This window comes from Pseudomonas sp. CM27, from assembly GCF_013179515.1.
GTDB lineage: Bacteria > Pseudomonadota > Gammaproteobacteria > Pseudomonadales > Pseudomonadaceae > Aquipseudomonas.
Genome location: NZ_JABMCN010000206.1, coordinates 1 through 10993 on the forward strand (window position 1 = coordinate 1; position 10993 = coordinate 10993).

At 62.3% G+C, this 10993-nt stretch carries 8 protein-coding genes and 7 tRNA genes; 4 read left to right on the plus strand and 11 right to left on the minus strand.

All coding sequences use genetic code 11. The features are described 5' to 3' along the window. The 10 genes from HP547_RS21935 to gltX all read right to left on the minus strand — a co-directional run. On the minus strand, positions 1-336 hold a 336-nt coding region (locus HP547_RS21935), incomplete at its 3' end, for a thioesterase family protein (RefSeq protein ID WP_172287416.1). Between the two features lie 81 nt (positions 337-417). Then, the gene (locus HP547_RS21940; protein ID WP_172287417.1) at positions 418-1251 is read right to left on the minus strand and encodes an alpha/beta fold hydrolase; all 834 of its coding nucleotides are present in this window, start codon (positions 1249-1251) and stop codon (positions 418-420) included. Between the two features lie 15 nt (positions 1252-1266). After that, a complete protein-coding gene (locus HP547_RS21945; protein ID WP_172287418.1) occupies positions 1267-1806 on the minus strand; it encodes a TetR/AcrR family transcriptional regulator in 540 nt (179 codons plus the stop codon). Positions 1807-1978: 172 nt separating this feature from the next. After that, positions 1979-2054 (minus strand) — tRNA-Glu (locus HP547_RS21950). A 42-nt stretch (positions 2055-2096) separates the two neighbouring features. Beyond that, a tRNA-Ala gene (locus HP547_RS21955) sits at positions 2097-2172 on the minus strand. Positions 2173-2233: 61 nt separating this feature from the next. Continuing rightward, positions 2234-2309, minus strand: a tRNA-Glu gene (locus HP547_RS21960). Positions 2310-2351: 42 nt separating this feature from the next. Further along, a tRNA-Ala gene (locus tag HP547_RS21965) sits at positions 2352-2427 on the minus strand. Between the two features lie 53 nt (positions 2428-2480). After that, a tRNA-Glu gene (locus HP547_RS21970) sits at positions 2481-2556 on the minus strand. A gap of 72 nt (positions 2557-2628) precedes the next feature. Further along, positions 2629-2704: transfer RNA gene (locus tag HP547_RS21975), tRNA-Ala, on the minus strand. Positions 2705-2987: 283 nt separating this feature from the next. Next, positions 2988-4469 (minus strand): glutamate--tRNA ligase, encoded by a 1482-nt coding sequence (gene gltX / locus HP547_RS21980; protein ID WP_172228048.1) that lies wholly within the window; start codon positions 4467-4469, stop codon positions 2988-2990. Positions 4470-4612: 143 nt separating this feature from the next. Between gltX and HP547_RS21985 the strand changes: the two genes are divergently transcribed. Together HP547_RS21985 and HP547_RS21990 are read left to right on the plus strand one after the other, a co-directional pair. Next, positions 4613-5668, plus strand: coding sequence for an HlyD family secretion protein (locus HP547_RS21985; RefSeq protein WP_172287419.1), 1056 nt, complete (start codon positions 4613-4615; stop codon positions 5666-5668). Further along, positions 5658-7208: an MDR family MFS transporter gene (locus HP547_RS21990; protein WP_172287420.1), complete on the plus strand. Its 1551-nt coding sequence runs from the start codon at positions 5658-5660 to the stop codon at positions 7206-7208. The genes HP547_RS21985 and HP547_RS21990 overlap by 11 nt, the downstream gene beginning before the upstream one ends. A gap of 80 nt (positions 7209-7288) precedes the next feature. Here HP547_RS21990 and uvrB read toward each other — a convergent pair whose 3' ends face one another. Then, the gene (uvrB, locus tag HP547_RS21995) at positions 7289-9304 is read right to left on the minus strand and encodes an excinuclease ABC subunit UvrB (RefSeq protein ID WP_172287421.1); all 2016 of its coding nucleotides are present in this window, start codon (positions 9302-9304) and stop codon (positions 7289-7291) included. A gap of 288 nt (positions 9305-9592) precedes the next feature. On the opposite strand from uvrB, the gene HP547_RS22000 reads away from it, so the two are divergent. Continuing rightward, positions 9593-10789, plus strand: coding sequence for an amino acid aminotransferase (locus HP547_RS22000; RefSeq protein WP_172287422.1), 1197 nt, complete (start codon positions 9593-9595; stop codon positions 10787-10789). Positions 10790-10862: 73 nt separating this feature from the next. Continuing rightward, positions 10863-10938, plus strand: a tRNA-Asn gene (locus tag HP547_RS22005). The last annotated feature ends 55 nt before the right edge of the window (positions 10939-10993 follow it).

The following is a 10993-nucleotide window of genomic DNA, read 5'->3' on the forward strand; positions in this document are numbered from 1 at the left end:
AGCCCGCAGCAGGGTAACGCCGTCACGCGGGCGCTTGAGCTGGAAGCGCCGGGTCATGCGCAGGCGCTGATCCCAGTCGATGATCCAGGTGGCCAATTGCAGCTCGTCATCTTCATAGCCGGCGGCCAGGTAGTCGATTTCGTGGCGCACAACGGCCATGGCCCGGTCCAGCCGGCGGTACGCGGCCAGGTCCAGGCCCAGGCGCTGGGAATGGCGCCAGGCGCAGCGTTCCAGCCAGGTCACGTAGACGGCGTTGTTGGCGTGGCCGAGGCCGTCGATATCCTCGCTGCCGACGCGCAGGTCGATGACGAAGGGTGTTGCCAGGTCCCAGCTCATGTTCGCTTCCTTGGCGCAAAATTGCGATTTAGCAGCGACCGGCAGGGGAAGTCCAGCCCTTGGATGGATTTACCGGGCTCATCAGGCGCTTTGCCGCGCTGGCGCACCCGCCCTGGCGAGCAATTCGAGCACGGCTTCACCCAGGCGCGGGTCGGCTAGCAGCCGTTGGTGGCCGCCCGCCTCCAACATCAACAGCCGGCTGTCGAACCAGGCCTTGTGAATGACCTGGGCTTCATCGGCAGCCACCAGGGCGTCATCGGCAGCGTGCACTACCAGCCCCGGAAGCTCCAGCTGGTAACCGGTAACATCCAGCCGCGCAACCTGCATGCCCACATCCCGCTCCACCTGGCGAATGAACGCAGCCCGTGCACGCGCCGGCAGCCCCAGATGACGGGCAAACCCTCGCAACACCCCCAGCAACCGCGCCGGGCCCGCGATGCTCACCGCCGCCTCCGTGCGCAGGCCCATCTGCAAGGCCAGCAGCACGCTGGCAGCGCCCATCGAATGGCCAATGACCGCACGCAGCGGCGGCAACTCGGCGGCGGCCTCGAGCAGCGCCCTGGCAAACAGCACCACGTTGGCCTGCTCACCCGGCGAGCGACCATGCCCTGGCCCCTCCAGCGACACCACCGTGTGCCCGGCCTGGACCAGGGTTTCAATCAAGGCGGCGAACTGTGTGGGGCGGCCTTCCCAGCCGTGCATCAGCAGCACCGTCGGCCCCTGCCCCCAGCGTAATGCCGACAGGCCGAAGCGCAAGGTAATGCGCTCGGCACTTGCCAGCATGGGCAATTCCCAGTGCCGTGGCGGCAGGTTGCGCGGGGTCATGAAGGCACGGCGCATCTTGCCAGCGACGTGCTCGGGGGCCAGGCGGCCCAGGGTGCCATTGACGCCACGAATCCAGCTCAGGGTAGTCATTGCCATGCTCCAGGGTTACAGCACTGCCGATTTGGCGGCGCGCAGGATTCGGTCAGAAAGGTCGCTGGTGCCCAGGGCGCGGGCCAGGGCCAGCCCGCCGACCATGAGGGCCAGGTCGGCCAAGGCCTTGTCGGCATCCTCGGGACGGTCGACCATGGCCGCTGCCATCAGCTCGATGTGCTCGGCCAGTACCTCACGGAAGGCTTCCGGCAGGCGCTGCATTTCTCCCAGTGAGTTCGGCAGCGGGCAGGCATGCACCTCGGCATCCCGGTGCTTGCGCGACAGGTAGAACGCACTGGCCAGCGCGCGCCGCCCGGCGCCATCGAGGCTGGGGTCGACCTGCGAAAGCAAGGCACGGCGCTCACCCAGCAGTTGGCTGAATGCTTCGAGCATCAGCTCGTCCTTGCTCTCGAAGTGGGCATAGAAGCCGCCAACCGTCAGGCCTGCCGCACCCATTACCTGGCTCACACTAGGCTCGGCCGGGCCATGCTGGATCAAGGCACTGCGCGCCGCCTCGAGGATGCGTTCGCGGGTTTTGCTCTTCTTGTCGCTCATGGGGCGGTCGCCGGGAAAAATATGATGATCGAAATATTATCCATATCATATTTTTTGGCAAGCAGATTTTCTCGCCGCCCGTCGGCAGCGGAATTTTCGCGAGGGAGAAAAAACAAAAGGCCCATTCAATAAGCGAATGAGCCTTTAAAGTCCCGCAAAACGCGGGTAAACGTGGCGTCCCCTAGGGGACTCGAACCCCTGTTACCGCCGTGAAAGGGCGGTGTCCTAGGCCACTAGACGAAGGGGACGTAACCTTCGCGAAGATTCACTAACGTGAACCCTGGCAGAAATGGTGGAGCTAAGCGGGATCGAACCGCTGACCTCCTGCATGCCATGCAGGCGCTCTCCCAGCTGAGCTATAGCCCCGAAACAAAAGGCTCATCAATAATCGACGAGCCTTTCAAGCCCTGCAAAACGCAGGAAAAAGTGGCGTCCCCTAGGGGACTCGAACCCCTGTTACCGCCGTGAAAGGGCGGTGTCCTAGGCCACTAGACGAAGGGGACGTAACCTTCGTGCCGGCTTGCTTACGCAAACCGCGGCAAAATTGGTGGAGCTAAGCGGGATCGAACCGCTGACCTCCTGCATGCCATGCAGGCGCTCTCCCAGCTGAGCTATAGCCCCGGATTTCTAGCCTCGCGGCCCAGCGACATAATGAAACATCGCTTGTGTAAAACTGGCGTCCCCTAGGGGACTCGAACCCCTGTTACCGCCGTGAAAGGGCGGTGTCCTAGGCCACTAGACGAAGGGGACGAACCTTCTTACCTTCAAGACCCGGTTGCTGGACCCGGTCTTGCTTGCCAGCCTGAGCTGCCAAGCGGAATTTGGTGGAGCTAAGCGGGATCGAACCGCTGACCTCCTGCATGCCATGCAGGCGCTCTCCCAGCTGAGCTATAGCCCCACAATGTCGCTTTGAACCGAATCGCTGGCTGGGTACCTGGCGTTTCGTTTTCGTTCATCGCTGTGGACGGGGCGCATATTAAGATCGGATTGCACTGCTGTCAAACGAAATTTCGAAAATATTCAAAAGTTTTTTCACAGATAACAATCACTTACCGCCCTGTCCTAGTTTTTCCGGGTTTAGCTGGACCTGTGGAAGCGGGCGTGCCCGCGAAAATGCGATGGTAGATCAAACACCGCATTCGCGGGCACGCCCGCTCCCACAGGTCAGGTGCAAAGCTGAATCAGGCGATTGAGGCCAGCAGCTTTTCCCACTCTTTGTTTTCTTTCTTCGACACACCACCCAGCAGATCCAGCGCCTGGCGCAGGCGATAGCGTGTCAGGTCCGGGCCGAGGATTTCCATAGCGTCCAGTACCGACACCGAGCTGGCCTGGCCAGTAATGGCAGCGAACATCAGCGGCATGGCGTCGCGAAGCTTGAGCTCCAGCGCCTCGACCACAGCCTGGATGCAACCGGTGATACGCTCTTTTTCCCACTGGCGCAGGCTTTCGAGCTTCCACAGGATCAGCTGGATGACCTGGCGCACCTGGTCGGCAGACAGTTTCTTGCTTTCGAACAGCTTGGCGTCCAGCTTCAGCGCGCCTTCGAAGAAGAACCCGCCCAGCGGTGCGACCTGGCTGAAGGTTTCGACCCGGCCTTGTACATGCGGGGCAATCTTCATCATGTAGTCGCTGTTGAACGCCCACTTCTGCAGGCGCGTGGCGAACTCCTCGACCGGCAGCTCACGCAACCACTGGCCGTTAAGCCAGGACAGCTTCTCGATGTCGAAGATCGGCCCGCCCAGCGAGACGCGCGACAGGTCGAAGTGCTCGACCATCTCGGCCAGGGAGAACTTCTCGCGCTCGTCCGGCATCGACCAGCCCATGCGGCCCAGGTAGTTGAGCATCGCCTCGGGCATGAAGCCCATGCGCTCGTAGAACGTGACCGAAGTCGGGTTCTTGCGCTTGGACAGCTTGGACTTGTCCGGGTTGCGCAGCAGCGGCATGTAGCACAGCTTGGGCTGCTCCCAGCCGAAGTATTCGTACAGCTTGATCAGCTTGGGCGCCGATGGCAGCCACTCTTCGCCGCGCAACACGTGGGTGATGCCCATCAGGTGGTCGTCGACCACGTTGGCCAGGAAGTACGTCGGCAGGCCGTCGTTCTTCATCAGCACCTGCATGTCCATGCGGTCCCACGGGATCTCGACGTCGCCACGCAGCATGTCAGGCACCACGCACACGCCTTCGCTCGGCACTTTCATGCGGATCACGTGCGGCTCGCCAGCGGCCAGGCGGCGCTGCACTTCCTCGGCGCTCAGCAGCAGTGCGCGGCCGTCATAGCGAGGGGTTTCGCCGCGGGCTTGCTGTTCGGCGCGCATCTGCTCCAGTTCTTCGGCGGTGCAGAAACAGTAGAAGGCGTGGCCGGCGTCGACCAGCTGCTTGGCGTATTCGGCATAGATCGCGCCACGCTCGCTCTGCCGGTACGGGCCGTGCGGGCCGCCGACGTCCGGGCCTTCGTTCCATTCGATGCCGAGCCAGCGCAGGGCGTCGAAGATCTGCTGTTCCGATTCGCGCGTGGAGCGCAACTGGTCGGTGTCTTCGATGCGCAGGATGAACTCACCGCCGTGCTGCTTGGCAAAGCAGTAGTTGAACAGGGCGATGTAGGCAGTGCCGACATGGGGGTCGCCGGTAGGCGATGGCGCGATACGCGTGCGTACGGTGGTCATGGAGGGTCTCGAACGAAAGATGAAACAAAGGCGGGATGTTAGCAGGAGGCAGGCACCGGGCTCCAGCAATGGCGCGAACGTCACTTGTCGACGGGCCCTGCACCGCTGTTAAATTTGCTTACATTTCTGCAACGATAGCCGCCATGCCTACCCAACTCAAACGCCGCCTGGCGATCTTTTTCACCTTGGTGGCCATCATCGCCCTCGCCTTTCTGGCCCACTGGTATTTCAAGGGCCGCTTCTACGAAGGCACCGACAACGCCTACGTGCAAGGCGAGATTACCCGCATTTCCAGCCAGCTGGGTGCCCGCATCGACACGGTGCCGGTCGAGGACAACCAGCACGTCGACAAAGGCGACTTGCTGGTGCGCCTGGAGGCCGCTGACTTCGAGCTGGCGATCGAACGCGCCCGCGCTGCCCTGGCTACCCGCGAGGCCGAACACGCCCAGGCGCAAAGCCGCCTGACCCAGCAGGGCAGCCTGATCGCTGCCGGCCAGGCCCAGGTGGCGGCCAACCAGGCCACCTTCGACCGCTCGCGCCTGGACCTGAGCCGCGCCGAAAAACTGCGCAAGCCAGGTTATGTCTCTGAAGAACGGGTCACCACTCTGTCGGCGGACAGCCACGTGGCCGGCTCCCAGGTCGACAAGGCCCGCGCCGACCTGCAAAGCCAGCGCCAGCAGGTGAACGCCCTGAACGCCGACCTCAAGCGCCTGGATGCGCAAATCGCCAACGCCCGCGCCGACCTGGCCCAGGCCGAGCTCAACCTGAGCCGCTGCGAGATCCGCGCGCCCATTAGCGGCACCATCGGCCAACGCAACGCCCGCAATGGCCAGGTGGTGCAGGCAGGTGCCTACCTGCTGTCGATCGTGCCGGACGAAGACATCTGGGTGCAGGCCAACTTCAAGGAAACCCAGATCGGCCATATGCAGCCCGGCCAGCGCGCCGAACTGGTATTCGACAGCTACCCGGACACCCCCGTCGAAGGTCGGGTCGACAGCCTGTTTGCCGCCTCAGGCGCGCAGTTCAGCCTGCTGCCGCCGGACAATGCCACCGGCAACTTCACCAAGGTGGTGCAGCGTATTCCGGTAAAACTGACCTTCAGCGCCGACAACCCGCTGCGAGGGCGGATCCGCCCCGGCATGTCGGTCACCGCCACCGTCGACCTGCGCAGCGAAGACGAAGGCCCCCATGGCCGGTGACGCTTTGCTGCGGCCTGTTGCCGAGCCCAGCCGGCGCGACTGGATTGCGGTAATGAGCGTGATGCTTGGCGCCTTCATGGCAGTGCTGGACATCCAGATCACCAACTCGTCGCTAAAGGACATCCAGGGCGCGCTGTCGGCGACCCTGGAGGAAGGCTCGTGGATTTCCACCTCCTACCTTGTCGCGGAAATCATCATGATCCCGCTGACCGCCTGGCTGGTGCAGCTGCTGTCGGCGCGACGGCTCGCGGTGTGGGTCTCCGGCGGTTTCCTGCTTTCATCACTGATGTGTTCGATGGCCTGGAATTTGGAGAGCATGATCCTGTTCCGCGCCCTGCAGGGTTTTACCGGCGGCGCGCTGATCCCGTTGGCGTTTACCCTTACCCTGATCAAGCTGCCGGAACACCACCGCGCCAAAGGCATGGCCATGTTCGCCATGACCGCCACCTTCGCCCCCTCCATCGGCCCTACTCTAGGCGGCTGGCTCACCGAAAACTGGGGCTGGGAGTACATTTTCTATATCAACATTCCGCCGGGGCTGGTGATGATCGCCGGCCTGCTGTACGGGCTGGAGAAGAAAGAAGCGCATTGGGAACTGCTGAAAAGCACCGATTACGCGGGCATCCTTACCCTCGGGCTGGGCCTGGGCTGCCTGCAAGTATTTCTTGAGGAAGGCCACCGCAAGGACTGGCTGGAATCACACCTGATCGTCGGCCTGGGTAGCGTTGCGCTGGTCAGCCTGATCACCTTTGTCATCGTGCAGTTTTCCAAGCCGCATCCCCTGATCAACTTGCGCATCCTTGGCAACCGCAATTTCGGCCTGTCGAGCATCGCCAGCCTGGGCATGGGCGTCGGCCTCTACGGGTCGATCTACCTGCTACCGCTGTATCTGGCGCAGATCCAGGGCTACAACGCCTTGCAGATCGGCGAGGTGATCATGTGGATGGGCGTTCCCCAGCTGTTCCTGATCCCGCTGGTGCCGCAATTGATGAAGGTGATTTCACCCAAGGTGCTGTGTGCGCTGGGGTTCTGCCTGTTCGGCGCCGCCAGCTTCGGCTCGGGTGTACTCAACCCGGACTTTGCGGGGCCGCAGTTCAACCATATCCAGATCATCCGTGCGCTGGGCCAGCCGATGATCATGGTGACCATTTCGCTGATCGCCACGGCCTATATCCAGCCGCAGGATGCCGGCTCGGCTTCGAGCCTGTTCAATATCCTGCGCAACCTGGGTGGGGCGATTGGTATTGCCCTGCTGGCCACCCTGCTGGATGCGCGGACCAAGGTGTATTTCGATTACCTGAGGGAGTCGGTGGTGCCAAGCAACCCGCAGGTGGCGGAACGGTTGGCGCAACTGGCGGAGCGGCTGGGGAATGACAGTGCGGCGCTGGGCAAGTTGAGCGAGATTACCCACCAACAAGCGTTGATCATGGCTTACAACGATGCCTTCCACTTTGTCGGGATCGGGTTAGCAGTGAGCATGATAGCGGTGTTGATGACCCGCAAGTTGCCGCAGGGGTTGAAGGCTGGGGAAGCCCACTGAATTTTCGGTTGCCTGTAGCGGCCTCTTCGCTTGAGCGAGCGGGCTCGCCCGCGAAGAGGCCATTGCAGATAACGTGGCAATCAGCTGGTAATCAACCGCTCGCGCAGCTGGGTAATCTCGTCGCGCAGTTGCGCTGCCGCTTCGAACTCCAGGTCGCGGGCGAACTGCATCATCTTCTCTTCGAGCTGCTTGATGCGCTTGGTGATCTCGCCCGGGGTACGCAGTTCGGCCTCGTAACGGGCGCTCTCCTCCGCCGCCTTGGCCATGCCCTTGCGCTTTTTGCTGCGCGAGCCGGGCACAGTGGCGCCTTCCAGGATATCGGTGATGTCCTTGACCACGCCCTTGGGCACGATGCCGTTGGCTTGGTTGAACGCGATCTGCTTTTCCCGACGACGCTCGGTTTCATCGATGGCCCGCTGCATGGAGCCGGTCATGTTATCGGCGTAAAGGATGGCCCGACCGTTGAGGTTACGGGCGGCCCGGCCGATGGTCTGGATCAGTGATCGTTCGGAGCGCAGGAAACCTTCTTTGTCGGCATCGAGAATCGCCACCAGCGACACCTCGGGCATGTCCAGGCCCTCGCGCAGCAGGTTGATGCCGACCAGCACGTCGAAGGTACCCAGGCGCAGGTCACGAATGATCTCCACCCGCTCCACGGTGTCGATGTCGGAGTGCAGGTAACGCACCCGCACGTCGTGATCGGCCAGGTAATCACTGAGATCCTCGGCCATGCGCTTGGTCAACGTGGTCGCCAGCACCCGCTCACCCGCCGCGACCCGCTTGCGGATTTCCGAAAGCAGGTCATCCACCTGGGTCAGTGCCGGGCGAATTTCGACCTGCGGGTCGACCAGGCCGGTCGGGCGTACCACCTGCTCGACCACGCGCCCGGCATGCTCGGCCTCGTAAGGGCCCGGGGTGGCGGAAACGAAGATGGTCTGGGGGCTGACATTCTCCCACTCGTCGAAGCGCATGGGCCGGTTGTCCAGCGCCGAGGGCAGGCGAAAGCCGTACTCGACCAGCGTTTCCTTGCGCGAGCGGTCACCCTTGTACATGGCGCCAACCTGCGGAACGCTGACGTGAGACTCGTCAATTACCAGCAGGGCATCGGCTGGCAGGTAATCGTACAGGGTGGGCGGTGGCGCCCCGGCGGGCCGACCGGACAGGTAGCGCGAGTAGTTCTCGATGCCGTTGCAGTAGCCCAGCTCCAGGATCATCTCCAGGTCAAAGCGGGTACGCTGCTCCAGCCGCTGCGCCTCTACCAGCTTGTTGCCCTTGTGCAGGTACGCCAGGCGGTCTGTCAACTCTTCCTTGATGCCCTCCATGGCATCGAGCAAGGTCTCGCGCGGGGTCACGTAGTGGCTCTTGGGGTAGAAGGTGAAACGCGGCAGCTTGCGGAATACTTCGCCGGTGAGCGGGTCGAAGGCGGCGATGTTTTCCACCTCGTCATCGAACAGCTCGATGCGGATGGCCTCGAGGTCGGATTCGGCCGGGAAGATATCGATCACATCACCGCGCACACGGAAGGTGGCCCGGGCAAAATCCATTTCGTTGCGGGTGTACTGCAGGTCGGCCAGGCGGCGTAGCAGCGCGCGCTGGTCAAGCTTGTCGCCGCGGTCCACGTGCAGGACCATTTTCAGGTAGGTCTCGGGGCTGCCCAGGCCGTAGATGCACGAGACCGTGGTCACGATGATCGCGTCGCGTCGCTCCAGCAACGCCTTGGTTGCCGACAGGCGCATCTGCTCGATGTGGTCGTTGATCGAGGCGTCCTTCTCGATGAAGGTATCCGACGACGGTACATAGGCCTCAGGCTGGTAGTAGTCGTAGTAGGAAACGAAGTACTCCACCGCGTTGTTGGGGAAAAACGCCTTGAATTCGCCGTACAGCTGCGCGGCCAGGGTCTTGTTCGGCGCCAGCACCAGCGTCGGCCGCTGCACCTGCTGGATGACGTTGGCGATACTGAAGGTCTTGCCCGAGCCGGTCACCCCGAGCAGCGTCTGGTGCGACAGGCCCGCCTCGATACCTTCGACCAACTGGCGGATGGCCTCGGGCTGGTCGCCGGCCGGCTGAAAACGGGTGACGAGCTGGAACTCGGACATGACGGACCTCGCGGTGTTGCAGCAACTGTAAATTTAGCCAGTAGTCTATACCCAAATGCGCCCCCAGGGTGGCGCTTTCAAGGCGCAGCTGTGAACGCTTGCTACGGTGGACACGGCAATTGGACCAATGGTCGAAAAATATTTGCGCAAAACGTCTGAAAAGGTGCGCCAGAGTGTCGCGGTGACCGGTCGGTATCACTATACTGACTCCCCGTTTGTGCACCGCTTCAGTGCATTCGGCTGGAGCGTGTACGTCCTATCACACTCCTATTCAGAGCCAAGGTAACAATGAGCCTGTTTTCCGCTGTCGAGCTGGCACCCCGCGACCCTATCCTGGGCCTCAACGAAGCATTCAACGCCGACCCACGTACCGACAAGGTCAACCTGGGCGTAGGCGTGTACTGCAATGAGGAGGGCCGCATTCCGCTGCTGCGCGCCGTGATCGAAGCCGAAACCCAGCGTGCCGCCCAGCACGCCTCGCGCGGCTACCTGCCGATCGACGGCATCGCCACCTACGACCAGGCCGTGCAAAAACTCATCTTCGGCGCCGAGTCGCCACTGCTGGCCGCTGGCCGCGTGGTCACCGTGCAGGCCGTTGGCGGTACCGGTGCGCTGAAGATCGGCGCCGACTTCCTCAAGCGCCTCTCGCCAAACGCTGTGGTAGCTATCAGCGACCCGAGCTGGGAAAACCACCGTGCGCTGTTCGAGACCGCCGGCTTCCCGGTACAGAACTACCGCTACTACGACGCACCGAGCAACGACGTCAACCGCGCCGGCATGCTCGAAGACCTGAACAGCCTGCCGGCCGGTTCTATCGTCGTGCTGCATGCCTGCTGCCACAACCCGACTGGCGTCGACCTGGGCCTGGACGACTGGAAAAACGTGCTGGAAGTGGTCAAGGCCAAGGGCCATGTGCCGTTTCTCGACATGGCCTACCAGGGCTTTGGTGACGGCATCGCCGAAGACGCGTTCGCTGTACGCCTGTTCGCCGAGTCGGGCCTGGACTTCTTCGTTTCCAGCTCGTTCTCCAAGTCGTTCTCGTTGTACGGCGAGCGCGTTGGCGCACTGTCGATCGTCACCGCCTCGAAGGACGAGAGCACTCGCGTGCTGTCGCAGGTCAAGCGCGTCATCCGCACCACCTACTCCAACCCGCCGACCCACGGCGCGACCATCGTCGCTACCGTGCTCAACAGCGAAGAACTTCGCCTGATGTGGGAAGCCGAGCTGGCTGAGATGCGCCAGCGTATCCACGGCATGCGCCAGCAAATGGTCAGCCTGCTGGCAGAATATGGCGCCAACCGCGACTTCAGCTTCGTTGGCCGCCAGGCAGGCATGTTCTCCTACTCGGGCCTGACCGTTGAACAGGTCGCCCGCCTGAAGAACGAGTTCGGTATCTATGCCCTGGACACCGGCCGCATTGCGGTAGCTGCGCTGAACCAGAGCAACATCCACGTGGTCACCAAGGCCATCGTCGAAGTACTGTAACTGCTTGATTGCAATATAATTTGCCTGGGGGAGGGTTGACTTCCCTCGGGCAATTAGTAAGATATGCGCAGATTCCGCGATAGCTCAGTCGGTAGAGCAAATGACTGTTAATCATTGGGTCCCTGGTTCGAGTCCAGGTCGCGGAGCCAAAATTTGAAAAACCTCCAGTTGCGCAAGCACTGGAGGTTTTTTTGTGCCCGCCCC

Coding starts and splice junctions, on each gene's coding strand:
- HP547_RS21940 (WP_172287417.1), bottom strand. CDS start 1,251: ATGACTACCCTGAGCTGGATTCGTGGCGTCAATGGCACCCTGGGCCGC.
- HP547_RS21945 (WP_172287418.1), bottom strand. CDS start 1,806: ATGAGCGACAAGAAGAGCAAAACCCGCGAACGCATCCTCGAGGCGGCG.
- gltX (WP_172228048.1), bottom strand. CDS start 4,469: ATGACCACCGTACGCACGCGTATCGCGCCATCGCCTACCGGCGACCCC.
- HP547_RS21985 (WP_172287419.1), top strand. CDS start 4,613: ATGCCTACCCAACTCAAACGCCGCCTGGCGATCTTTTTCACCTTGGTG.
- HP547_RS21990 (WP_172287420.1), top strand. CDS start 5,658: ATGGCCGGTGACGCTTTGCTGCGGCCTGTTGCCGAGCCCAGCCGGCGC.
- uvrB (WP_172287421.1), bottom strand. CDS start 9,304: ATGTCCGAGTTCCAGCTCGTCACCCGTTTTCAGCCGGCCGGCGACCAG.
- HP547_RS22000 (WP_172287422.1), top strand. CDS start 9,593: ATGAGCCTGTTTTCCGCTGTCGAGCTGGCACCCCGCGACCCTATCCTG.